This is a genomic window from Nonomuraea sp. JJY05, assembly GCF_043496855.1.
GTDB lineage: Bacteria > Actinomycetota > Actinomycetes > Streptosporangiales > Streptosporangiaceae > Nonomuraea.
In genome coordinates, this window is record NZ_JBIEIS010000010.1 from 294,490 (window position 1) to 315,257 (window position 20,768).

Here is a 20,768-nt window from a genome sequence, read left to right on the forward strand (position 1 = left end):
ACAGTGTCCGGCGTCGAGGTGACGCCGCTCTGCGACGCCGTAGGCCCCATGGGAGCGGCGATCCGCCGCCCGCTCGCCGAGATGTTCCCCGGTTCCGGGCTCCAGGACGAGCCTTGGGTCCTGCACTTCCACTGCTACCTGATCCGCGACGCGGCCGGTCGGCTGACCCTCGTCGACACCGGCATCGGTGACGAAGACTCACCGGCCGCGAGCTGGGCGCCGGTTCCCGGCACTCTGGCCGGCGAGCTGGCCGCCGCGGGCGTCTCGCCCGCCGAGATCGGCACCGTCGTCCTCACGCACCTGCACAGCGACCACGCCAGCGGCGTGGTGGCCGGCGGCAGGCCCGCGTTCGAGAACGCCAGGTACGTCCTCCAGCAGGCCGAGGTGGACGCCGCGCAGGGTCCCGTGCTCGACCGGCTCCTCACCCCGATCAAGGGGCAGCTGCACGTCGTCGACGGCCAGGCCGAGGTCTCGCCGGGTGTCCACGTGCATCACGCGCCCGGGCACACGCCGGGCCACCAGATCGCCAGGGTCGGTGACGTGGCCATCACCGGCGACCTCGTGCTCCACCCGGTGCAGCTCGACGATCCGGCCATCCGGTACGTCTACGACGACGACCAGGAGGCGGCCGCGCGCACCCGGGCGGAGGTGCTGGCGACGCTCAGGGCCGAGCGCGCGATTCTCGCGACCGCTCACTTCGGCGAGCCGTTCCTGCGTCTGTGACGGTTTCCCGGGCACGATGTGTAGCCATGAAGATACGCGTTGTGACCGGCGTCGTACTCGGCGCCGCTCTGGTCGTCCCGTCGGCGGCGTGGGCGGCGCCCGCGCCTGATCTGTCGGGGGCCGCCGTCTACGTGGCGGCAGGCAACCAGCTCAGCCGATACACGGCCGGCGGCGAGTGGCACCAGCTCGCCAGCTTCGGCGCCGCGCAGTTCGCCGCCTCGCCCGACGGCACGAAGGCCGCCTGGATCACCGAGAGCGGCAACCTCAACATCAGGGAGCGCGGCAAGACCAGCACGATCGTCAGCGGTCTCCAGGGCAGTACGCCGTGCCTCACCCCGGTCTGGTCCGCCGACTCGACCAAGGTGGCCTACCCGAGCGCGAACGGCACGATCACGGCCGTCCGGGCCGACGGCAGCAACGCCCCGCGCAAGCTGGGCGTGTCCAAGGGCGTCTGCCACCTCGCCTGGTCGGGTAACGGGCGCTACCTCGCCGGCTACACCACCACGGGCGACGGCCTCTACCGGCTCGACTCCAAGACGGGCAAGACCGTCATGGTCAAGGGCGTCAAGTCCATCAGCCACGTGCAGAGCCTGTCGCACGACGGCACCAAGGCGGTCGTGGCGTTCCCGGAGAACGGGCAGGCACTCAGCGCCAGGACCTGGCCCACGACCTTCAAGCCGGTCATCGTCCAGATCCCGTCGGGCAAGAGGCTGAAGCTGCCGGCCAAGGGCAACGCGATCGGCGCGTACTACCTGCCGGACGGCCGTCTCGTGATGCGGATGGCCGCCGCGCCCACGCGGTCGCGGCCCGCGGCCGCCCACGCCCACAACACGCTGGTCGTGTTCGACGGCGCGGGCAACGAGCTCCAGCGGCTGGCCGAGCCGCCCAAGGCGAAGAACCAGGCGCTGCTCCAGGTCGTGTCGTAGCGGCTACCGCCCGCTCATGACCGGCTGATCGGCCAGGAGCGACGAGGGCAGGGAGGCCATCGCGGTCAGGCCGCCGTACGGGGAGGGCGCGAGAGTGACCTTGATGCCGTGCCTGGCCGCGAGCCTGCTCACCACGAACAGGCCGAGCCGGTCGCTCTGCGCCAGGTCGAACTCCGGCGTCTTCGCCAGCCGCTCGTTGAGCTCGTCCAGCTCGGCCCTGACCAGGCCGAGACCGCGGTCCTCGACCTCGATCATCAGCCCGTGCGGGGTGGTCGAGGTCCGCAGGTCCACCCTGGTCTGGGGCGGGGAGAAGAGGGTGGCGTTCTCGATCAGCTCGGCCATCAGGTGGGCCACGTCCGTGACCACCGCGCCGTGGAGCGCGACCGGCGGCGGCTGGAGGATCTCGACCCGCTCGTACTCCTCCACCTCCGCCACTGCCGCGCGCAGCACGTCGAGGATCGGCACCGGGTTGCGCCAGCCGCGCCCGGGTGCCTGGTCCGACAGGATGATGAGGCTCTCGGCGTGCCTGCGCATGCGGGTGGTGAGGTGGTCGAGCTTGAACAGGTCCGCCAGGGCCTCGGGCTCCTCCGTCGCCCGCTCCATGCTGTCGAGCTGGAGCAGCTGCCGGTGCAGCAGCGACTGGTTGCGCCTGGCCAGGTTCACGAAGACCTGGCTGACGCCGTGCCGGAGCCGGGCCTGGCTCACCGCGGCCGCGACGGCCGTGGACTGCACGTCGTTGAACGCCTGGACGATGTCGCGTACCTCGGACGTGCGGGACTTGACCTCGATCGGGGCGACCTCTTCGGCGGTGGGCGGGGCCGTGTTCGTCCGCAGCCGCTTGACCAGGCCGGACAGCCGCACCTCGGCCAGCTCCGTGGCGGCGTCGCGGAGCCCGGCCAGCTCGCGCACCAGCCGCTTGCGGAAGCGCAGCGACAGCATGATCGACGCGATGACGGCGATCAGGCCGAGGCCGCCCGCGACCCCGATCTTGATCAGCATGCCGATGGCCGTCGGCGTCACCCGGTTCACGAGGCTCTTGACGGCCAGGGCCTGGTCACGCTCGACCGCCGCCCACAGGTTCTGGCCGTCGACGGGCCAGGTGGCGGCCGTGGCGGGCAGGCCGTTCGTGGCTGCCTGGCCCCGGATGGCGTCCTCGGCGTCCAGGAACTCCTTGTAGACCGGTGACGTGGACAGCCGCGCGTACGGGCCGCGCAGGTCGCGGTCGAGATGCGAGAGCGCCTGCGAGAACAGCAGCCGCCTGGTGGCCACCATCCCCGTGAACGCCTCGTGCTCCCCGGGATCCACCCGGCCCTTGCCCAGCACGATCGCGATCAGCGCCCGCTCCCTGGACAGCAGGTCCTTGGCCTCGCCCAGCATGGTCACCGCCCTGGCCTGCTTGTACAGGGCCATGTCGGGCACCAGCACCATGGCGTCGTACAGGCGGAAGGACGCGTCCACGATCTGGCTGTAGCCGTCGATCACGTCGAGCGGCGGGACGGTCGTGCCGTCCACCTCGCGGCGGACCTCCGCGAGCTGGTCGAGCTTGGTGTTCACCGCAGCGAGCTGCGTGGTCATCTCCGGTGACAGGTCACGCTGGTTCTTGGCGAGCGCGCGGAACGCGGCCACGGCCTTGTCCGTCTCGCCGCGCTGCCTGATCATCTTGGCGGCGCCCTGCCCGCTGACCAGGAACTCCACGGAGAACAGCCGCTCGTCCTGCAGCTCGATGTTGACGCGCTCGGAGGGATCGGCCAGGTTGGTCGCCAAGTCCTTGATCGACAGCAGCCGCATGCCGTCGCCGCCGGTCAGGCCCGCGGCGAATGCCCACAGGCCCACGAGGGACAGCAGCGGGACGAACAGCAGGACGAGGAGTTTCACGGCGATGGGGCGGCCACGCGTGGGGGGCATGCGACCTCCGGGTGCAATATGAGATCGCCTCGCAGAGTACACCCCCCTTTGGAAGGATTTCTGTGCGTCTTCCGCGTTCTTTCTCCGGCTGGACCATCGCGGTCTTCGGATTCCTCGCCTTCGCGCTCGGCCTGCTCGGGTTGATCTCGCCCGACTCGCTGCTGGCCATGCTGGGTTTCGAGGTGCTCGACGTCCGGCCCGCCGGGGACTACACGCTGGTCTATATGGCCGCCTCGTCGATGGCGGCGGTGAACATGGGCGTTTATTACGTTTTCGCGGCTTCTAACGACTACACGCCGTTCTTCCGGTGGACGGTGCCGTTCAGGCTCGTGACGTTCGCGGTCTTCACCACGCTGGTGGTGACCGGGGCCGCACCGGCCAAGTTCTTCGGTGTCGGGCTCTGGGAAGGGCTCGGCGCGGTCATCACGGGGTTCGCGCTCTGGCGCGAGGGCAAGCTGATGCCCTCGCGCCAATGAGTCACGGCCTGGCCTCCTCCGAGTCGCGCGCGACCAGTCGGTCGCCCGGCTCGGGGGTGTTTTGCAGGCGCCTCTCCAGTTCGCGCTTCTCGTCCTCCAGCCGGGCCACCCGGTTGGAGGCTTCGGCCCTGGCACCCTGCAACCGGCGGCGGCGCCTGGCGGACCTGCGCGAGCCCGAGCCGATCAGCCAGAGGCCCAGCAGCAGGACGGCCATGGCCGCCGCGCCCGCGAGGAACATCTCCACCTGATTGGGCTCGAAGGTGTACCCGAACAGGATGTACCTGGCGCTCTCCTCGGTCAGGACGAGGGCCACCGCGCTGCCGGCGAGGAGGACCAAGAGCACTCCAAGCAGAATCATCCAACTCACCCCTTGTCGTAAGAGCCCGTTTCCACTGCCCTCACGGGGACGGGGTATGCGCCAAGATTGCCATCATGAGACCTGAGCCGGGGCAGGTGCTCCACTTCTCCGAGGACCCGACGATCGAGCGGTTCGTCCCGCACGTGGCGCCGACGTCGAGCCGGAAGGAGCCGTACGTGTGGGCCGTCGATCACGACCGCTGCCCCGACTACTGGTTCCCCCGCGCCTGCCCGCGGGCCATGGCCTGGGTCGGGCCGCGCACCACCGAGGAGGACGCGGCCCGGATCGTCGGCGCGGGGTGCGGCGAGCGGGTGCACGCCATCGAGTACGGCTGGCTCCAGGCGCTCAAGGAGGTCCGGCTGTACGCCTACCGGCTGCCGGCCGACGGCTTCGCGCCCATCGGGGACCCGCCGACCGCCGTGGTGTCCACGGTCGCCGTGAAACCGCTCGGCCCGCCGGAACGGGTGGGCGACCTGTTCGAGCTGCACGAGGAGGCGGGCATCCAGCTCAGGGTGCTGCCCAGCCTGTGGCCGTTCTGGGACGAGGTGATCGCCAGCACGCTGGAGTTCAGCGGGATCAGGCTGCGGAACGCCCGTCGATGAGGGCCTGCAGGGTCTCCAGCGGCATCGAGCCGGGCGGCCGCTTGTCCCGCGCGAACTTGTTGGCCTCGCGCCGCAGCACCTCGTTGACCGGGGTGGGCACGCCGTGCAGGCGGCCGAGCAGCACGATCTCGCCGTTGAGGTAGTCGGCCTCGATGGAGCCGCTGCCCCTGGCCAGGCTCTGCCACGACGACCCGCCGCCGCGGACGATGCCCTCGATGGACCTGACGTCCACCTGGTTGCCGCGCAGGCTCGCCTCTTCCTCCGGCGTGGAGTACGTGATCCCGGCCCGGTCGAGCAGGTCTCTGGCCTCGGCCCTGGCCGCCTCGGCCACCTTCTCCCTGCCGGGAGCGTGGCCCACGAGCGCCTCCACGGCGTTGCCCAGGTTGCTGAGCAGCTTGCCGTGCTTCCAGCGCATGACGTCGGTCTGGGTCAGGCCCACCAGGCCGTGCTTGCCGAGGTCGCCGGCGATCCGCTCGGCGAGGTCGTCCACACCCTGGGGATAGCGTCCGACGTGGAGCAGGCCGGAGTACGGGTGCCCGTACGCGGCGACGACGCCGGGCTCGAGGTGCAGGGCCGGCAGCCACACGCAGATGCCGTAAACGCGGTCGAACCGCCGCAGGACCATGCGCTCGTTGGCGACGCCGTTCTGGGCGCAGGCCACGGGCAGGTCGGACGGCCAGCCGGCCAGCGCGGAGACGGTGTCCTGGGACTTGGTGGCCAGGATCAGCACGTCGTCGTCACGCGCGGGGACGGGGCCGTCGGCGGCGGGGATGTCGAGGGTCTCGGTGGACTCGGGGGTGATCAGGCGCAGGCCGTCACGCTTGAGTGCCTCGTAGTGGGCGCCTCTCGCGACGAGGAGAACGTCGTGCCCGCCTTGGTGGAGGCGGGCACCGATGGTTCCGCCGACTGCTCCTGCCCCGATCACTATGTAGCGCATTGTCCAAGGATGTCACTTTGCGAGGGCGACCTGGGTCTGCGCCGGCACGCCTGCCCCCCGCGTACGCTCCCGCATGATCGTCTTGAGCACGCGCCAGCCGTCGCGCACCGCGTTCAGGTTGCTCACGCCGTGGATGCGGGAGCGCTCGTGGCTGGGGACCTCGTGGATGATGAGGCCGGCCTGGGCGGCGCGGACGTTCATCAGGGTCTCGATCTCGAAGCCGTCGCAGTCGAGCTCGAGGGAGTCGAGGTGACGGGCCCAGAAGGCGTTGTAGCCGTAGCAGAGGTCCGTGTAGCGGGTGCCGTAGAGCAGGTTGGTCATCCCGGTGAGGACCTTGTTGCCGAGCGAGCGGATCGGACTGAGGTCGTCCGAGCCGCCACCAGGGGCGTACCTGGAGCCCTTGGCGAAGTCGGCGCCGTTGAGGAGGGTGGAGACGAAGGAGTGGATCTCCCGGCCGTCGGTCGAGCCGTCGGCGTCGATCATGACGATGATGTCGCCGCGGGCGGCCTGGAAGCCCTCGATGAGGGCGTTGCCCTTACCGCGCCGGCTCTGCACGACGACCCGGAGGTCGGGGCGCAGCCTGCGCGCTACGGCGACGGTGTCGTCGGTCGAGTTGCCGTCGACCAGGATCACCTCGTCGATCCAGTCGGGCAGCGTCGCGAAGACGTGGGGAAGGTTCTCGGCCTCGTTCATCGCGGGGACGATGACACTGACGCTGGCGGCGAAAGGCTGCTTGTTCATGGAATCAAGATGACTCCACGCACATGCAAGTCACTTGACACTGCCTTGCATTGGTCCGTCATTTATCGGACCAACGCCTCCGCGGCCCTCTCGATGATCTCGTCGACGGTCTCCTCGGGGGTTTGGCGCGTGGTGTCCAGCCACAGGCCGATCCGTGGGGTCTCGGTCCGCAGCGACTCGTCTAGCTGGGCAATCGTCCATTCGGAGCCGTACCCGACCTTGGGTCGGTCGCGTTCGCGACGATCCACTTCATCCGGATGGGGCGCCAGGACGATTACATGAAGGGGACGAGTATGAATCAATTTCGTAAACCGTTCCAAGTCCGGGCCAAGAATAACGTCTTGGACTATTGGCGTGAATCCGGCATCGAAATACAGGTCCGCGGTGTTCGCCGCTATCCGGTGACGCAGGTGCAGCTGGCGGACCGCCTCGCCGTCGAGGTCGGGAGTCATCTCGGCGCGGCCGCCCACGACCATGCGCCGGAACGTGTCGCCGCGCACGTGGGCCGAGCGCGGCAGCCGCTCGGCCAGCGCCTGCGCCACGGTGGACTTGCCGGCGGCCGAGATGCCGGTGATCAGGACGGCGCCCTTCACGTGCCGACCAGCTTCCGTACCCGGTCGGCGCCGATGGACAGCAGCAGCGTGGGCAGCCTGGGGCCGGTGTCGCGGCCGACGAGCAGCCTGTAGAGCAGGGCGAAGAAGGCCCGCTGCGCCGCCTTCAGCTCGGGCGTCGCCTTGGCGTCGGCCGGCAGGCCCGCCTGGAGCTTCGGCACGCCGTACACGAGCGTGGTGAGGCTCTCCAACGACCAGTCGTCCAGGCCGTCGGACAGCAGCCGCAGCGACTCGCGCTCGGCCTGGCCGAGCGAGTCGAGCAGCTCCTCGTCCGGCTCCTCGGGCGCGTGGGTGCGCTCCTCGGCGGGCACGTGGGCGTCGACCCAGCGCTGCGCCCGGTCCAGGCGGGGGCGGGCCTCGTCGAGCGCCTCGATCGCGTCGAGGTCGCGCAGGATCCGCAGGGTCTGCTCGGCGTCGCCGGTCGTGACGTCCACGATGGAGGCCAGCGTCCGGTAAGGGACCGGATGCGGGGTGGCGGGCAGCGGCCCGGCGGCCGTGCCCACCGCCCTCTTGTACGCGGCCAGCTCGGCGGGCTGGCCCTGCCCCTCCGCGATCTTGCGGCCCAGGGCGTCCCACTCGTCGTAGAGCCGCTGGATCTCCTGGTCGAAGGCGATCTTGAAGGACTGGGCGGGCTTGCGGCGGGCGTACAACCAGCGCAGCACCGGCGCCTCCATGATCTCCAGAGCGTCGGCCGGAGTCGGCACGTCGCCCTTGGAACTGCTCATCTTGGCCATGCCGGTGATGCCGACGAACGCGTACATGGGGCCGATCGGCTGGCTGCCGCCGAACACCTCGCCCACGATCTGGCCGCCGACGATCCACGCCGAGCCGGGAGAGTGGTGATCGACCCCCGACGGCTCGAAGACCACGCCCTCGTAGGCCCAGCGCATCGGCCAGTCGACCTTCCAGACGAGCTTGCCGTGGTCGTGCCCGGCCAGGCGCACGGTCTCGCCGAAGCCGCACTCGCAGGTGTAGGCCAGCTCGGTAGTCGCGTCGTCGTACGCGGTGACCGTCGTCAGGTCGCGCTCGCACAGGTCGCAGTACGGCTTGTACGGGAAGTACTCCTCCACCTGCTTCGACCGGTAGCGCGAGAGCACGGCGTCGATCTTCGCCCGTTCGCGCACGGCCACCAGGACCTGCTCGCGGTAGGCGCCGCGCGTGTACTGCTCGGTCTGGCTGATGCCGCGGTATTCGACGCCCAGCTCCTCCAGGGCCCGGATCATGGGCGCCTTGAAGTGCTCGGCCCAGTTGGCGTGCGAGCTCCCGGGAGGGGCGGGCACCGAGGTCAGCGGCTTGCCGATGTGCTCGGCCCACGACGGGTCGATGCCCGCGGGCACCCTGCGGAAGCGGTCGTAGTCGTCCCAGGACAGCAGGTGCACGCACTCGACGCCGCGCCGCCGGATCTCGTCGGCGACCAGGTGGGGAGTCATGACCTCGCGTAGGTTGCCCAGGTGGATCGGGCCCGACGGGCTCAGGCCCGAGGCGCAGACGATCGGTTTGCCGGGCGCGCGCCGCTCCGCCTCGGTGATGACCTCGTCCGCGAACCTGGAGACCCAGTCGGTCTCGGCACTTTCCGCCATCGCGCCATTCTTGCGGCTCCGCGCCGCCCAAGCCAACGCGTTACCAACCAAACCCGCCGTGTCGCCGGACCCGGACGGCCCGCCCCCCGCCGCCGACGAGCGGCGGAGCGGCGGGTGGGCGGGGTTGTCAGACGGTGGCCGCGTGCGGGTCCCAGTCGGCGGGGAGCGGGTCCGGGGCGGCCGTGGTGGAGGTGATGGGCAGGAACTCCCCGCGCTCGCCCGACTCCGTGATGGCGCACATGAGCTCGAGCACGTGGTACGCCAGCTCCCCCGACGCCCGGTGCCCCGTGCCCGCCCGGAGGGACCTGGCCAGGTCGAGCACGCCGATGCCGCGCCCGGCCGTGGTGCCCGACACCGGCAGCTCGCGCCAGTCCGGGTCGCGCAGCCCCCGGGCCAGCAGCGGCCCCTCGAAGGTGTTGGGGTCGGGGAGCGACAGCGCGCCCTCCGTGCCGATGATCTCGATCATCCGGCGGGGGACCGGCGAGTCGAAGCTGAACGTGGCCGTCGCCGTCGCCGTCCCCGGGAAGTCGAGCAGCGCGTTGACGTGCGTCGGGACGTCCACGGGGAAGACCAGGCCCTCCTTGGGCCCGGAGCCGACGACGCGGTGCGGGAGCGCCTTGCGGGTGTCGGCCGCCACCCGGGTGACGGGTCCGAGCAGGGACACCAGGGCGGTCAGGTAGTAGGGGCCGAGATCGAAGAGCGGGCCGCCACCCGGCTGGTAGAAGAACTCGGGGTTGGGGTGCCAGGACTCCGGCCCGAGGTTCTGGATGGCGGACGTGACGGCGACCGGCTCGCCGATGAGGCCGGAACGCAGGGCGTGCAGGGCCGACTGGAGCCCGGCCCCCAGGAACGTGTCGGGGGCGCCGCCGACCCGCAGGCCCAGGTTGGCGGCCTCGGCCACGACCTTGGCGGCCTCGTCCACGTTCATGGCCAGCGGCTTCTCGCCGTACACGTGCTTGCCGGCGCGCAGCGACTCCAGCGCGACGGCCGCGTGCGCGGACGGGACGGTGAGGTTGACGACGATCTCGACCTCGGGCACCGCCAGGACGGTGGCAAGGGTGCCCGACACGGGCACGCCGTACTCGGCCGCGACCGCGGCGGCCCGCTCGGTGTCGATGTCCGCGAGGCCCAGCACGCGGACGTCGGGGAAGGAGGTGAGGTTTCGGAGGTATTGGCCACTGATGTTCCCGGCGCCGACCAGGGCGACGCCGATGGGGCCGTTGCTCAAGAGCCCTCCAGGGAGGTGAGGTAGGCGTGGCTGTCAGCGAGCGCGGCGAAGATGTCGGTCGCGCACTCGTCGAGCTCGACGATGCGCCAGGCGTCGGGAGCGGCGGCGAGGATCTCCGGCACCGGCATGACGCCTCGGCCCACCGCGGTGTGCGGCTCGCCCTTGACCACCGGGCCGTCCTTGACGTGCAGCGCCAGCGTGCGCTCGGAGAGGCGGCCGAGCAGCGCGGGCACGTCCGCGCCGCCCACCGCCGCCCAGTACGTGTCGATCTCCAGGAACACCTCGGGGGCGAGCAGGTCGGCCAGCACCTCGATGGCGTGCCGGCCGTCGATCTCGGGCTCGATCTCCCACCAGTGGTTGTGGTAGCCGATCCGCATCCCGTACCGGGCCGCCTGCTCGGCGAAGCCGTTCAGCAGGTCGGCCGTGCGCGACAGGCCGTCGCGCGTGGTGAACTCCTCGTGCTCGATGCCGCCGGGGACGATCACCAGGTCGGTGCCGACCGTGGCGATGGCGTCGAAGACCTCGGCGGGCTCCTTGCTGAGCAGCGCGTACGCGTGCGTGCTCGACACGGTCAGCCCCAGGTCGTCCACGACCTCACGGAACCCCTTGGGGTCCGTCGTGGGGTCGTAGGGCTCGACGGCCTGGTAGCCGATCTCCGCGATCCGGCTCAGCACCGTGTCACGGTCGGCCGCCAGCGCGTCCCTGACGGTGTAGAGCTGGACACTGATGGGTTTCGTCATCCGCGTACCCCCAGGAGGTGCTCGAGCGCGAGCTGGTTGAGCCGGGTGAAGTGGAAGCCGCGGGCGGCGGCCACCTCGGGGTCGAAGTCGTCCTTGGCCAGGTCGGCCCAGGTCTCGCCCGGCGCCAGCGTAGGCTGGGCGAGCTCGTCCACGCGGGAGGCGCGCAGGGCCTCCTGCACCTCGGGGTCGGCGCGGAAGGCCCGCGACTTCTCCTTGAGGATCAGGTAGGTGCGCATGTTCGCGGCCGCCGAGTCCCACACGTCCTGGGCGTCCTCGGTGCGCAGCGGCTTGTAGTCGAAGTGACGGGGGCCGTCGTAGCCGCCGTTCTCCAGCAGGTCGACCAGGAAGAAGGCGCTCTTGAGGTCGCCGTGGCCGAAGATCAGGTCCTGGTCGTACTTGGGACCGTGCTGGCCGTTGAGGTCGATGTGGAAGAGCTTGCCGTGCCACAGCGCCTGGGCGATGCCGTGCACGAAGTTGAGCCCGGCCATCTGCTCGTGGCCGACCTCGGGGTTGAGGCCCACCATCTCAGGGTGCTCCAGCTCGTTGATCAGCGCCAGGGCGTGGCCGATCGTGGGAAGGAGGATGTCGCCGCGGGGCTCGTTCGGCTTGGGCTCGAGGGCGAAGCGGAGGTCGTAGCCGCGCTCGCGCACGTACGAGCAGAGGGTGTCGAGGCCCTCCTTGTAGCGGTCGAGCGCGGCCTTGACGTCCTTGGCCGCGTCGGACTCGGCGCCCTCGCGGCCGCCCCAGCACACGTACGTCTTGGCGCCGAGCGAGGCGGCCAGGTCGATGTTCCTGATCACCTTGCGCAGCGCGTACCGGCGGACGTCGCGGTCGTTGCTGGTGAACGCGCCGTCCTTGAAGACCGGATGGGTGAAGAGGTTCGTGGTGGCCATCGGGACCTTCATGCCGGTCTCGTCCAGGGCCTTCCTGAACGCGGCGATGGCCTTGTCCCGGTCGGGCTCGACGGCGAGCAGGTCGTCGTCGTGGAACGTGACGCCGTACGCGCCCAGCTCCGAGAGCTTGTGGACGGTCTCCACCGGGTCGAGCGGCGCCCGCGAGGCGTCGCCGAAGGGGTCGCGCGCCTGCCAGCCGACCGTCCAGAGGCCGAAGGTGAACTGGTCAGTCGGGGTTGGGATGAAACCGGCCATTTGGGTGCGCTCCTTGGGTTTAGTCCATAATCTGTACATAATCCTGAGGAGGTAGGCATGGCGGCGTCAAGAGGGGTTCGGCATGATTCCATGCGCGCCCGTAACCTGGCCGTAGTCCTGGGCGCCATCCACCGATCAGGACCTCACACCCGGGCCGCGCTCGCCGAGATGACGGGGCTCACCAAGACCACCGTGTCCAGCCTGGTCTCCGACCTGATCGAGGCGGGAGCGGTGGCCGAGGGCGGGGCCGTGCGGGGCGGCGAGCGGGGGCGGCCGGGCGTAGCCGTGAGCCTGAGCGGCGACCGGGTCGCCACGCTGGGGCTGGAGATCAACATCGACTACCTGGCCGCGTGCGTCGTCGATCTGACCCGGGCCGTGCGGCTGCGCCGTACCCGGCCGGCCGACAACCGCAACTCCGACCCCGTGGACATCCTCGGGAGCCTGCGCGACCTCGTGAAGGAGACGACGGCCGAGGCCGAGCTGGCCGGGCTGCGGATCATCGGCGCGGCCCTGGCCGTGCCCGGGACGGTCGAGGGCGAGGTGCTGCGCAACGCGCCGCATCTGGGCTGGCGGGACGTGCGCGTGCCGGACCTCGTCGACCTGCCCTTCGCCATCGACAACGAGGCGAACCTGGCGGCGCTCGGCGAGCTGTGGTTCGGCTCGCGGGAGACGGACTTCCTCTACGTGTCCGGCGAGATCGGCATCGGGGCCGGGCTCGTGGTGGGCGGCACCGTGTTCAGGGGGACGTTCGGGCTGGCGGGCGAGCTGGGCCACGTGGTCGTCGTGCCCGACGGGCCCGCCTGCAGGTGCGGCGGGCGGGGCTGCCTGGAGGTGTACGCCGGGCAGGACGCCCTGCTGGGGGCGCTGCCCTCGGTGTCCGAGCTGGTCACGCGGCTGGAGTCGGGCGAGCGCCGGGCGCTGGAGGCGTGCGGGCGGGCCGGGCACGCGCTCGGCGTGGCGCTCACCTCGGCCGTGCACCTGCTCGACCCGGGCCGGATCGTGCTCGGCGGGATCTACGCGCCGCTCTTCCCCTGGCTCGAAAGGGCGGTGGCGGAGGGTCTGGGCGCCCGGCTGGGTCACATGCGGGGCACGCCGCCCGCCCTGGTGGTCTCGGGCATCGGCGCGGACGCCGCCGTGCTGGGCGCGGCGGGGCTGATCATCCAGCAGGTCATCGCCGAGCCCGCCCAGATGCTCGGGCTCTAAGGGGCGATCTCTACCATATCGGCATGCTGATCGAAGAGCGGGCCGCCGGGGACGGCGAGCTGGCCGAGCTGCTCGACGCGGCGTTCGCGGAGCTGGTGGCGCGTTACGGGCCCGAGGGGCGCTCGCAGGTGAAGGAGGGCGCGAGGTACCTCGTGGCGTCGGTGGACGGCCGGGCCGTCGGCTGCGGCGCCGTGCAGCGCGTGGACGACCTCACCGGGGAGCTCAAGCGCATGTACGTGCTGCCCGGACATCGCGGGCGCGGCATCGCCACGTCGATCCTGGGAGCGCTGGAGGGGCTGGCCTGGGATCTGGGCTACCGGCGGCTGCGGCTGGCGACCGGGCTGCGCCAGCCCGAGGCCATCGCGCTGTACGAGCGGTGCGGGTACCGGCCGATCGAGCCGTACGGGAAGTACGTGGACGCCCCGCTGACCCGCTGCTACGAGAAGCCGCTGGCTCAGTAGTAGCCCTTGGCGCCGTCGAGCAGCTCCCTGACCGTGTCGAGGTGGCCGACGTGTCTGGCGGTCTCCTCGACCATGTGGAGCAGGATCCAGCGCAGGGTGGCGGCGTTCGAGCTGAAGCCGGGGAACTCGCCCACGTCGTCGAACGAGCGGGCGGCGACGATCTCGTTGGAGACCGCGCACTGCTGCTCGTACTCGTCGAGGAGCCGGGCCAGCGGGACGCCCTCGACCCGCATGTCGGCGTCCTCCGCCGTCTCGTCGAACTGCGGGTTGAGAGCCGAGTCGCGGCCCAGGAAGAGCACCTCGAACCAGCAGTGCTCGGTCCAGCGCATGTGGGAGACCAGCCCCGCCACCGTCATGAGCGGCGAGGTCGGCAGGACCGGCCGGTGGGCGTCCTCCTCCGACAGGCCCTCGCATTTCCACCGGACGAGTGCGCGCTGCATGTCGAGCCAGCCGATGAGCTGGGTGCGCTCGTCTGCCACGGCGGGAGGGCGTACACGCGAGAGGCTCATGGCCGCCGACGCTACTTCAGTGATCGCCCTGCCGCACCGCATTTTCCCGGCGGTGGACGGACCGGGACGGCCCGCCCACCGTGCCTAGCCCTTGGCCGCGTCCTCCAGGCCCTGGACGTCGATCTTCCGCATGCCCAGCATGGCCTTCATGGCGCGCTGCGCCCGCTCCGGGTCGGGGTCGCCGATCAGCTCCTGGAGCCGGCGCGGGATGATCTGCCAGGACAGGCCGTACTTGTCCTTCAGCCAGCCGCACTGCGACTCCTCGCCCCCTTCGGTGAGCTTCGCCCACAGCTCGTCGACCTCCTCCTGCGAGTCGCAGTCGACGTAGAGCGAGACGGCCTCGGTGAACTTGAACTCCGGGCCGCCGTTCAGCGCGATGAACCGCTGCCCGGCCAGCTCGAACGTCACCACCATGGCCGACCCGGCGGGCCCGGGCGTGACTTCGACGACGCGCGAGTCCTTGAAGAGCGAGGTGTAGAACTCGGCGGCCTCCTCGGCCTGGTCGTCGAACCAGAGGAACGTGGTGATCTTCTGCATGGCGTTTCCTTCCTACGAGGTCTCTCGCCAACGCGTCGAACTCCCCTGGGCCGGATCGACATCCCAGACATCGGATCTTCTCTTTTTTCTGATGCGCCGCCCGCAGGCCGCTAACGAGGCGCCGGCGCGGTGCTCTCGCGGATCACCAAGCTGGTCGCCAGCTCGACCCGCGGCGTCTCGGGCTCCTGGCCGTTGATGAGCTGCATCAGCATGCGGGCGGCCATGGCCGCCATGTTGGCCAGGGGCTGGCGCACGGTCGTGAGCGTGGGGGAGATCCACTGGGCGAAGGACAGGTCGTCGAACCCGACCACGCTCAGGTCCTCCGGCACCCGCAGGCCGCGCGCCCGGGCCGCCCGGTACGTCGCCAGCGCCTGGATGTCGTTGCCCGCGAAGACGGCCGTGGGCCGGTCGGGCAGGTCCAGCAGCTCCAGGGCGCGATGGTAGGCCGGCTCGTGGCTGTAGTCGCCGTGCCGGATCAGGGCGGGGTCGACCTCGATGCCCACCTGGTCGAGCGCGGCGCGGTAGCCGTCGAGCCGGGCCCGCGAGGTCAGCCGGTGGGCGGGACCGGTGATCATCGCGATCCGCCGGTGGCCGAGCTCGATCAGGTGCCTGGTCGCGGTGAAGCCGCCGTTCCAGCTGGTCGAGCCGACCGACGGCACGTCGGGGCCCTCGTCCACGGACGGCTGCACCACCACGAACGGGATGCCCAGCCGCCGCAGCTCGCGCTCCTGGTCGGCCGAGAGCTCGGAGATGACCAGGATCGCGCCGAGCGAGCAGCGCGTGCCGAGGTCGTCGAGCCACTGGCGGGCCAGGTTGCTGCGCTTGTGCACGGCCGAGACGACGAGGCCCATGCCCTCGGCCTGCAGCGCCTCCTCGGCGCCGCGGATCAGCTCCACCGCCCAGGGGTTGTCCAGCTCGTTGATGACGAACTCGATCAGACCGCCCGGGTGCTCGTAGCGGCCGGGCAGCGTGTAGCCGTGCTGGCCGAGCAGCCGTTGGACCTTGCCCCTGGTCTTCGCGGAGACATCCGACCTCCCGTGCAGCACCTTGGACACGGTCGAGACCGAGACGCCGGCCTGGGCCGCGATGTCGGCCATCGTGCTGCGCCGCTCCGTCGTGATGTCGTCCACTGTTCACATCCTTCCGCCCTTTAAGTCTGCCGTCTTGAAGAAGCTCTTGACGACATCCGACGTTTCACCTACGTTTCCGGCAGATCGATGTTTCGCAAACTTTCGCAAAAGCCTTCGGGGGCTCTACATGACCCTCGCCCGCCGCACCTTCCTCACCGCCGCCGGGACCGCGGCCACCTTTGGGCCTGGCGGCTCCGGCACGCGCGCAGGACGCCTTCGACGCGGCCCGCCTGCGGTGGACCGGCATGATCGCGGGCGGCGCGTTCGATCCGGGAGACCCCGACTTCGCCGCGAAGGTGGCCGCCGCCGACTCGGCCGCCGCCACGGCCCGACCCTGCGCATCGCGCTCTCCGACCCCTCGCGCACCGCGCAGACCGTGTCCGGCACGCTGCCCTGGCCGGTCAAGTCGGTCGAGAGCGGCGACGACACCGTGCGACTGGTCCGGTCGACGGCTGACGGGCCGGCCCGGTGGGCCGTCTCCGTCGCGGCCGGCGGCACCCGGGGACACACCCACTCCGCCGTACTCCGGCTCCGCACCTAGGAGGAACGCATGGATCACGCATTCAGCCGCCGCGCGGTGCTCACAACGACTACACCTCGGGGCACGCGCAGTTCGAATGCCTTCGTCAACCGCCAGTACCGCACCAGCTTCAACGACCGCGGCGCGGCCACCCACTACTTCAAGTGCGGCATCTACGGCCGGACGGACATGTCGGCCCGCAGCGACAACCACATCAAGAACATCCACATCTACCGCAAGTGACGTCCCCGCCGGCCCACCCCGTTCCCAGGGGCGGGCCGCCTCGTTAGAGTGCCGATCATGGAGCCGACGACCGCGGAACAGTACCGGCGCTTCGCATCGAGGGAGGCCCGCGGCTCCTCGCCGCTGTACGAGCAGCTCGCCTCCGGGGTGGCCGGCGACCCCGACCTGATCGCGCTGCTGTCCGGCCTCCCGCCCGCCAAGCGGCAGCCCAACCTGCTGTTCGCCGCCGCCCGGTACGTCGCGGGGATGCCCGCCGACTACCAGGAGTTCCGCAGGTCCGTGCTCGACCACCGTGACGCGGTCGTCGCCACGATGCTCTCCCGCCGTACCCAGACCAACGAGGCGGCCCGGTGCACCGCTCTCTACCCGCTGCTCGCCTCGCTCCCGCAGCCGCTGGCGCTGCTGGAGGTCGGCGCGTCGGCCGGGCTGTGCCTGCTGCCCGATCGCTACGGCTACGACTACGACGGCCGCCTGGCCGGGGACGTGGACAGCCCGTTGCGGCTGCACTGCCGCACCGAGGGCGAGTCGCGCTCCGCTGTGCCGGGCTTCTCCGGGCCGGGCTTCTCCGGGCCGGGCGCGGTGACGGTCGCGTGGCGGGCCGGCATCGACCTCAACCCCCTCGACGTCACCGACCCCGACGACGTCCGGTGGCTGCGCACGCTGGTCTGGCCCGAACAGCACGACCGCCTGCGGCGCCTGGACACCGCCATCGACCTGGCGCGCCCGGATCCGCCCCGCGTCGTGCGGGGAGACCTCAACGCGCGTCTCGGCGAAGTGGCCGCCCAGGCGCCCGCGCACGCCACTCTCGTCGTCTTCCACACCGCGGTCCTCTACTACGTGCCGGACGCCGAGCGCGCCACGTTCGTGGAGCAGGTCCAGCGGCTCGGCGGCCACTGGATCGCCCAGGAGGTCCCGGACGTCCTCCCGGGCGTCGACGCCCGCCTCCCCGAGCGGCCGCCGGCGGACGTCCTCACCTACGCGCTTGCGCTCGACGGACGTCCCGTCGCGTTCTCCGCGATGCACGGCGGCCGGCTCCGCTGGCTGTCCGCCTGAGCCGTCACTCGCGCGCACCGAGCGTGTCCGCCGGACGGGAGCTCAGCGCGAACCTGCCCGGCACGGCCGTGGCCATCAGCGCCAGCGCCGTCACAGCGGCGATCACCGCGAGGTACGTGGCCGGCGGCACGTACGGCAGCGCCGACCCCGTCATCCCCGCGCTGAAGGCGGCCAGCGTCACCAGCGAGATCGCCGTCCCGAGGGGCACCGCCACCACCGTCGCCGTCAGCGTCTCCGCGCGCAGCATCCGCGCCGCCTGCCGCCGCGTCGTGCCCACCACCCGCAGCAGGGCGAGCTCCCTGGACCTGCCCAGGGTGGACATGGCCAGCGTGTTGACCACGGCGATGGCGCAGAAGGCGATGATCAAGCCCATGGCGACGTACGTGACCGCCGCGTTGGGGCTCTCCACCCGCGCCGTCCCGGCCCCGTCGAGCAGGGTCGCGCCGGCTGCCCGCCGCAGCGCCTCGCGGTCCCCGCCGGAGACCAGGACGGTGCCCCGCGGGTCGTCGACGTGGCCCGCGACGAGCGCCCGGGAAAGGGTCAGGTCGCCGAAGCCGAGACCGCGGGCGTAGATCGCGACGACCCGCACCTCGGCGGGGGTGCCGTCGCCGAGCACCAGAGCGAGCCGGTCTCCCAGGCCCGCGTCCAGGCGGTCGGCGGCGGTGCGGCTGATCGCCGCCGACGTGTCGCCGAGCCCGTCCAGCGAGCCCGCCACCACGTCCAGATCCATCGTCCGGTCCAGGCCGCCGGGCGTGACGGCCTGGACGGCGTACTTCTCGAGATCGATCCTGACCGACGTGCGCAGCACCTCCGTGACGGCACGCACGCCGGGCACCTGGCGCGCGGCGGCCGCCGAGGCACCGACTCCGAGCACGTGGTCGGCCTTGACGCCCGCGCCCAGCTCGCTCTGCGCGGCGTGCCCCATGGTGGTCTGCACGAACAGGATCGTGCACGTCATCGCCGTCATCAGGGTCAACGGCACGATCACCGAGGCCAGCCGCCCGGTGCCGGCGCGCAGGCTCTTGCGCGCGAGATAGCCCGCCACGCCGGGCGCGCGCAGCGGCAGCGCCGTCACCGCCCGCGCGACCAGCGGCCCGAGCAGGGCGACCGCGATCGTCCACACCAAGGCGGTCAGCATGGTGACCGGGCTGGAGGCCGCCTCCGTGTTCAGGCCGGACAGCACGATCGTCAGGGCCACGCCGCCGGCCAGCGCGAGCAGGCCCGCGACCAGCCGCACCGGCGGGATCCCGGCGGCGGGCAGCGCCGTCTCTCCCAGGGCCTCCACCGGCCTGATCCGCGCGGTACGGCGGGCCGAGACGCGCGCCGCCACCCACGCGGCCACCAGCGTGGTCAGGACCGCGACGATCGAGGGGAACGGGCTGACCACCAGCCGCAGGTTCGCCGGCATCGCGCCCAGGTCGACGAACCTGGACCGCAGCCAGAACCCGAGCAGGATCCCGGCCCCGGAGCCGAGCGCCCCGGCGGCCACGCCGATGAGCAGGGCCTCCCCGCCGACGAGCCTCCTGACCTGGCGCGGCAGGGCGCCGACGGCCCGCAGCAGGGCGATCTCACGCCGGCGCTGCTGCATGGACAGGGCGAACGTGCCCACCACGACCAGGATCGCCACCAGCAGCGAGGTGCCGCCGAGCGCGCCGCCCAGGCTGATGAGCTTGACCCGGGAGCTCTCCGCCTCGGGGAACTCGACCGCGCCGCGCTCGTCGCCGGTGTAGGCCACGGCGCCCTTGACAGCGCCCTTGACGGCGCTCTCGACGGCGCTCTCGACCCCGGGCCAGACGCCGATCGCGGTCACCAGGCCGTCGCGTCCGGCCAGGCGGCGGGCCTCGCCGGTGGCGAAGAAGATCGTGTCCTGGCCGGGCAGCGCCTGCGCGGTCACCCCCACCACGCGGTGGCCGGGGATCGCCCGGCCGGCGTGGCGGGCGTCCACGACCACCTCGTCCGCGGCCTTGGGGGCGCGCCCCTCGGCGAGCGTGAACGGGGTGAGCGCGGCCGACTCCCAGCCGTGGGCGGTGAACCCGGCGTAGGGGAAGCTCACCTCGGTGACCACCTTCGTCACGCCGGGCAGGCGGGCGAGGTCCCGCGCCAGCGAGGCCGGGATCCACCTGCGCTCGGACAGGAGCTTGGCCTTCTCCTTGCCGCTCTCCTTCGCCTGCCGGACATATTGGTCGCCCGCCACGATCACGGGGGCGCCGGCGTACCGCTCGGGCGCCACCCCGCCGCGCAGGCCCGTCTCCAGCAGCATCCCGCACGCCGTCACCAGCGCCGCCGCGCACAGCAGGGCCACGAACGCGCCGGCGAACCCGGCCTTGCGGTGGCGGAGCATCCTCAACGCGAAGGAGATCATCAGTTCCACGCCCCCAGCCCGGTCATGCGCCCGGCCACCTTCTCGGCGGTGGGAGCCGTCATCGCGTCCACGATCCGGCCGTCGGCCAGGAACAGCACGGTGTCGGCGTACGAGGCGGCCACCGGGTCGTGGGTGACCATCACCACGGTCTGGCCGAGCCCGGAGACCACCTCCCGAAGCAGGGTCAGCACGTCGCGGGCGGTCATCGTGTCCAGCGCGCCGGTCGGCTCGTCACCGAAGACCACCTCCGGCCTGGTCACCAGCGCCCTGGCGATCGCCACGCGCTGCTGCTGGCCGCCGGAGAGCTCGGCCGGGCGGTGCCCGGCGCGGCCGTCGAGGCCCACCCGGTGCACGACCTCGCGCAGCCAGGCCTGGTCGACCCGGGCGCCGGCCAGCATGAGCGGCAACGTGATGTTCTCCGTCACGGTCAGCGCGGAGACCAGGTTGAAGGCCTGGAACACGAAGCCGACGCGCCGCCGCCGGAGCTCGGTCAGCGCGTTCTCGTCCATGCCCGCCAGGTCGGTGCCGCCCAGCCGTACCGATCCCGAGCTGGGGACGTCGAGCCCGGCCGCACAGTGCAGGAACGTGCTCTTGCCCGAGCCCGAGGGCCCCATGACGGCGGTGAAGGTGCCCCGGGGGATGGCGATCGACACCTCGCGCAGGGCCGCCACCGCGCTCCGGCCCCTGCCGTACACCTTGCTCACCGCGTCCAACCGCACTGCCTCTGTCATGCCTCAAGCCTGCTGATCTGCGCTTTCAGCCACCAGAGAGCCGG

23 protein-coding genes are annotated in these 20,768 nt (G+C 71.5%); 9 read left to right on the forward strand and 14 right to left on the reverse strand.

Annotation, left to right across the window (positions count from 1 at the left end; genetic code table 11):
• Nucleotides 1-3: 3 nt before the first annotated feature.
• Both ACFKCF_RS18300 and ACFKCF_RS18305 read left to right on the forward strand, forming a co-directional pair.
• Nucleotides 4-723 (forward strand): MBL fold metallo-hydrolase, encoded by a 720-nt coding sequence (locus ACFKCF_RS18300; RefSeq protein ID WP_394494988.1) that lies wholly within the window; start codon nucleotides 4-6, stop codon nucleotides 721-723.
• A 26-nt stretch (nucleotides 724-749) separates the two neighbouring features.
• Nucleotides 750-1,649: a hypothetical protein gene (locus ACFKCF_RS18305; protein WP_394494990.1), complete on the forward strand. Its 900-nt coding sequence runs from the start codon at nucleotides 750-752 to the stop codon at nucleotides 1,647-1,649.
• Nucleotides 1,650-1,652: 3 nt separating this feature from the next.
• Here ACFKCF_RS18305 and ACFKCF_RS18310 read toward each other — a convergent pair whose 3' ends face one another.
• Nucleotides 1,653-3,554, reverse strand: a complete 1,902-nt coding sequence (locus ACFKCF_RS18310) for a nitrate- and nitrite sensing domain-containing protein (protein ID WP_394494991.1) — start codon at nucleotides 3,552-3,554, stop codon at nucleotides 1,653-1,655.
• A 62-nt stretch (nucleotides 3,555-3,616) separates the two neighbouring features.
• Here ACFKCF_RS18310 and ACFKCF_RS18315 point away from each other — a divergent pair, with 62 nt between their 5' ends.
• The gene (locus ACFKCF_RS18315; RefSeq protein ID WP_394494993.1) at nucleotides 3,617-4,030 is read left to right on the forward strand and encodes a hypothetical protein; all 414 of its coding nucleotides are present in this window, start codon (nucleotides 3,617-3,619) and stop codon (nucleotides 4,028-4,030) included.
• A 1-nt stretch (nucleotide 4,031) separates the two neighbouring features.
• Here the strand turns inward: ACFKCF_RS18315 and ACFKCF_RS18320 are convergent, their stop codons facing one another.
• Nucleotides 4,032-4,388, reverse strand: a complete 357-nt coding sequence (locus ACFKCF_RS18320; RefSeq protein WP_394494994.1) for a hypothetical protein — start codon at nucleotides 4,386-4,388, stop codon at nucleotides 4,032-4,034.
• Nucleotides 4,389-4,462: 74 nt separating this feature from the next.
• Between ACFKCF_RS18320 and ACFKCF_RS18325 the strand changes: the two genes are divergently transcribed.
• Nucleotides 4,463-4,990 carry a DUF6886 family protein gene (locus ACFKCF_RS18325; RefSeq protein WP_394494996.1) on the forward strand — a complete coding sequence of 176 codons (528 nt, stop codon included), beginning with the start codon at nucleotides 4,463-4,465 and terminating at the stop codon, nucleotides 4,988-4,990.
• On the opposite strand, the gene ACFKCF_RS18330 is transcribed toward ACFKCF_RS18325, so the two are convergent.
• The 7 genes from ACFKCF_RS18330 to xylA all read right to left on the reverse strand — a co-directional run bounded on the left by ACFKCF_RS18330 (nucleotide 4,965) and on the right by xylA (nucleotide 11,975).
• Nucleotides 4,965-5,927, reverse strand: coding sequence for a ketopantoate reductase family protein (locus ACFKCF_RS18330; protein WP_394494997.1), 963 nt, complete (start codon nucleotides 5,925-5,927; stop codon nucleotides 4,965-4,967). The two genes, ACFKCF_RS18325 and ACFKCF_RS18330, sit on opposite strands and share 26 nt — an antisense overlap.
• A gap of 12 nt (nucleotides 5,928-5,939) precedes the next feature.
• Nucleotides 5,940-6,668 carry a glycosyltransferase family 2 protein gene (locus ACFKCF_RS18335; RefSeq protein ID WP_394494998.1) on the reverse strand — a complete coding sequence of 243 codons (729 nt, stop codon included), beginning with the start codon at nucleotides 6,666-6,668 and terminating at the stop codon, nucleotides 5,940-5,942.
• Between the two features lie 62 nt (nucleotides 6,669-6,730).
• On the reverse strand, nucleotides 6,731-7,261 hold the full coding sequence (locus ACFKCF_RS18340) for an AAA family ATPase (protein WP_394495000.1): 531 nt from the start codon (nucleotides 7,259-7,261) through the stop codon (nucleotides 6,731-6,733).
• On the reverse strand, nucleotides 7,258-8,859 hold the full coding sequence (gene lysS / locus ACFKCF_RS18345; protein ID WP_394495001.1) for a lysine--tRNA ligase: 1,602 nt from the start codon (nucleotides 8,857-8,859) through the stop codon (nucleotides 7,258-7,260). Before lysS ends, ACFKCF_RS18340 begins: the two co-directional genes overlap by 4 nt.
• A gap of 127 nt (nucleotides 8,860-8,986) precedes the next feature.
• Nucleotides 8,987-10,087 carry a Gfo/Idh/MocA family protein gene (locus ACFKCF_RS18350; protein ID WP_394495003.1) on the reverse strand — a complete coding sequence of 367 codons (1,101 nt, stop codon included), beginning with the start codon at nucleotides 10,085-10,087 and terminating at the stop codon, nucleotides 8,987-8,989.
• The gene (locus ACFKCF_RS18355) at nucleotides 10,084-10,827 is read right to left on the reverse strand and encodes a sugar phosphate isomerase/epimerase family protein (protein WP_394495005.1); all 744 of its coding nucleotides are present in this window, start codon (nucleotides 10,825-10,827) and stop codon (nucleotides 10,084-10,086) included. Before ACFKCF_RS18355 ends, ACFKCF_RS18350 begins: the two co-directional genes overlap by 4 nt.
• Nucleotides 10,824-11,975, reverse strand: coding sequence for a xylose isomerase (xylA, locus tag ACFKCF_RS18360; protein ID WP_394495007.1), 1,152 nt, complete (start codon nucleotides 11,973-11,975; stop codon nucleotides 10,824-10,826). The genes ACFKCF_RS18355 and xylA overlap by 4 nt, the downstream gene beginning before the upstream one ends.
• A gap of 90 nt (nucleotides 11,976-12,065) precedes the next feature.
• Between xylA and ACFKCF_RS18365 the strand changes: the two genes are divergently transcribed.
• Together ACFKCF_RS18365 and ACFKCF_RS18370 are read left to right on the forward strand one after the other, a co-directional pair.
• On the forward strand, nucleotides 12,066-13,178 hold the full coding sequence (locus ACFKCF_RS18365) for an ROK family protein (RefSeq protein WP_394495009.1): 1,113 nt from the start codon (nucleotides 12,066-12,068) through the stop codon (nucleotides 13,176-13,178).
• A 23-nt stretch (nucleotides 13,179-13,201) separates the two neighbouring features.
• Entirely contained in the window at nucleotides 13,202-13,639 is a 438-nt protein-coding gene (locus tag ACFKCF_RS18370) for a GNAT family N-acetyltransferase (protein WP_394495011.1), read from the forward strand.
• On the opposite strand, the gene ACFKCF_RS18375 is transcribed toward ACFKCF_RS18370, so the two are convergent.
• The 3 genes from ACFKCF_RS18375 to ACFKCF_RS18385 form a co-directional block, all read right to left on the reverse strand.
• Nucleotides 13,633-14,148 (reverse strand): DinB family protein, encoded by a 516-nt coding sequence (locus ACFKCF_RS18375; RefSeq protein ID WP_394495013.1) that lies wholly within the window; start codon nucleotides 14,146-14,148, stop codon nucleotides 13,633-13,635. The genes ACFKCF_RS18370 and ACFKCF_RS18375 overlap by 7 nt on opposite strands.
• A gap of 84 nt (nucleotides 14,149-14,232) precedes the next feature.
• The gene (locus ACFKCF_RS18380) at nucleotides 14,233-14,685 is read right to left on the reverse strand and encodes a VOC family protein (protein ID WP_394495015.1); all 453 of its coding nucleotides are present in this window, start codon (nucleotides 14,683-14,685) and stop codon (nucleotides 14,233-14,235) included.
• Nucleotides 14,686-14,795: 110 nt separating this feature from the next.
• Nucleotides 14,796-15,815: a LacI family DNA-binding transcriptional regulator gene (locus tag ACFKCF_RS18385; protein WP_394495017.1), complete on the reverse strand. Its 1,020-nt coding sequence runs from the start codon at nucleotides 15,813-15,815 to the stop codon at nucleotides 14,796-14,798.
• Nucleotides 15,816-16,191: 376 nt separating this feature from the next.
• On the opposite strand from ACFKCF_RS18385, the gene ACFKCF_RS18390 reads away from it, so the two are divergent.
• The 3 genes from ACFKCF_RS18390 to ACFKCF_RS18400 are packed head-to-tail and all read left to right on the forward strand — an operon-like array spanning nucleotide 16,192 to nucleotide 17,631.
• The gene (locus ACFKCF_RS18390) at nucleotides 16,192-16,356 is read left to right on the forward strand and encodes a hypothetical protein (protein ID WP_394495019.1); all 165 of its coding nucleotides are present in this window, start codon (nucleotides 16,192-16,194) and stop codon (nucleotides 16,354-16,356) included.
• 9 nt (nucleotides 16,357-16,365) lie between these two features.
• The gene (locus tag ACFKCF_RS18395; protein WP_394495021.1) at nucleotides 16,366-16,578 is read left to right on the forward strand and encodes a hypothetical protein; all 213 of its coding nucleotides are present in this window, start codon (nucleotides 16,366-16,368) and stop codon (nucleotides 16,576-16,578) included.
• Nucleotides 16,579-16,635: 57 nt separating this feature from the next.
• The gene (locus tag ACFKCF_RS18400) at nucleotides 16,636-17,631 is read left to right on the forward strand and encodes a DUF2332 domain-containing protein (RefSeq protein ID WP_394495022.1); all 996 of its coding nucleotides are present in this window, start codon (nucleotides 16,636-16,638) and stop codon (nucleotides 17,629-17,631) included.
• Between the two features lie 4 nt (nucleotides 17,632-17,635).
• On the opposite strand, the gene ACFKCF_RS18405 is transcribed toward ACFKCF_RS18400, so the two are convergent.
• Complete coding sequence (locus ACFKCF_RS18405; RefSeq protein ID WP_394495108.1) at nucleotides 17,636-19,993, reverse strand: FtsX-like permease family protein; 2,358 nt, start codon at nucleotides 19,991-19,993, stop codon at nucleotides 17,636-17,638.
• On the reverse strand, nucleotides 19,993-20,724 hold the full coding sequence (locus tag ACFKCF_RS18410) for an ABC transporter ATP-binding protein (protein ID WP_394495023.1): 732 nt from the start codon (nucleotides 20,722-20,724) through the stop codon (nucleotides 19,993-19,995). The genes ACFKCF_RS18405 and ACFKCF_RS18410 overlap by 1 nt, the downstream gene beginning before the upstream one ends.
• Nucleotides 20,725-20,768 lie beyond the last annotated feature (44 nt).

What these genes read in the sequence shown, in the direction of transcription:
- ACFKCF_RS18305 (WP_394494990.1), top strand. Translation starts at nt 750, where the DNA reads ATGAAGATACGCGTTGTGACCGGCGTCGTACTCGGCGCCGCTCTGGTC.
- ACFKCF_RS18310 (WP_394494991.1), bottom strand. Translation starts at nt 3,554, where the DNA reads ATGCCCCCCACGCGTGGCCGCCCCATCGCCGTGAAACTCCTCGTCCTG.
- ACFKCF_RS18320 (WP_394494994.1), bottom strand. Translation starts at nt 4,388, where the DNA reads ATGATTCTGCTTGGAGTGCTCTTGGTCCTCCTCGCCGGCAGCGCGGTG.
- ACFKCF_RS18325 (WP_394494996.1), top strand. Translation starts at nt 4,463, where the DNA reads ATGAGACCTGAGCCGGGGCAGGTGCTCCACTTCTCCGAGGACCCGACG.
- ACFKCF_RS18330 (WP_394494997.1), bottom strand. Translation starts at nt 5,927, where the DNA reads ATGCGCTACATAGTGATCGGGGCAGGAGCAGTCGGCGGAACCATCGGT.
- ACFKCF_RS18335 (WP_394494998.1), bottom strand. Translation starts at nt 6,668, where the DNA reads ATGAACAAGCAGCCTTTCGCCGCCAGCGTCAGTGTCATCGTCCCCGCG.
- lysS (WP_394495001.1), bottom strand. Translation starts at nt 8,859, where the DNA reads ATGGCGGAAAGTGCCGAGACCGACTGGGTCTCCAGGTTCGCGGACGAG.
- ACFKCF_RS18355 (WP_394495005.1), bottom strand. Translation starts at nt 10,827, where the DNA reads ATGACGAAACCCATCAGTGTCCAGCTCTACACCGTCAGGGACGCGCTG.
- xylA (WP_394495007.1), bottom strand. Translation starts at nt 11,975, where the DNA reads ATGGCCGGTTTCATCCCAACCCCGACTGACCAGTTCACCTTCGGCCTC.
- ACFKCF_RS18365 (WP_394495009.1), top strand. Translation starts at nt 12,066, where the DNA reads ATGCGCGCCCGTAACCTGGCCGTAGTCCTGGGCGCCATCCACCGATCA.
- ACFKCF_RS18370 (WP_394495011.1), top strand. Translation starts at nt 13,202, where the DNA reads ATGCTGATCGAAGAGCGGGCCGCCGGGGACGGCGAGCTGGCCGAGCTG.
- ACFKCF_RS18375 (WP_394495013.1), bottom strand. Translation starts at nt 14,148, where the DNA reads ATGAGCCTCTCGCGTGTACGCCCTCCCGCCGTGGCAGACGAGCGCACC.
- ACFKCF_RS18380 (WP_394495015.1), bottom strand. Translation starts at nt 14,685, where the DNA reads ATGCAGAAGATCACCACGTTCCTCTGGTTCGACGACCAGGCCGAGGAG.
- ACFKCF_RS18395 (WP_394495021.1), top strand. Translation starts at nt 16,366, where the DNA reads ATGGATCACGCATTCAGCCGCCGCGCGGTGCTCACAACGACTACACCT.
- ACFKCF_RS18400 (WP_394495022.1), top strand. Translation starts at nt 16,636, where the DNA reads ATGGAGCCGACGACCGCGGAACAGTACCGGCGCTTCGCATCGAGGGAG.
- ACFKCF_RS18405 (WP_394495108.1), bottom strand. Translation starts at nt 19,993, where the DNA reads ATGATCTCCTTCGCGTTGAGGATGCTCCGCCACCGCAAGGCCGGGTTC.
- ACFKCF_RS18410 (WP_394495023.1), bottom strand. Translation starts at nt 20,724, where the DNA reads ATGACAGAGGCAGTGCGGTTGGACGCGGTGAGCAAGGTGTACGGCAGG.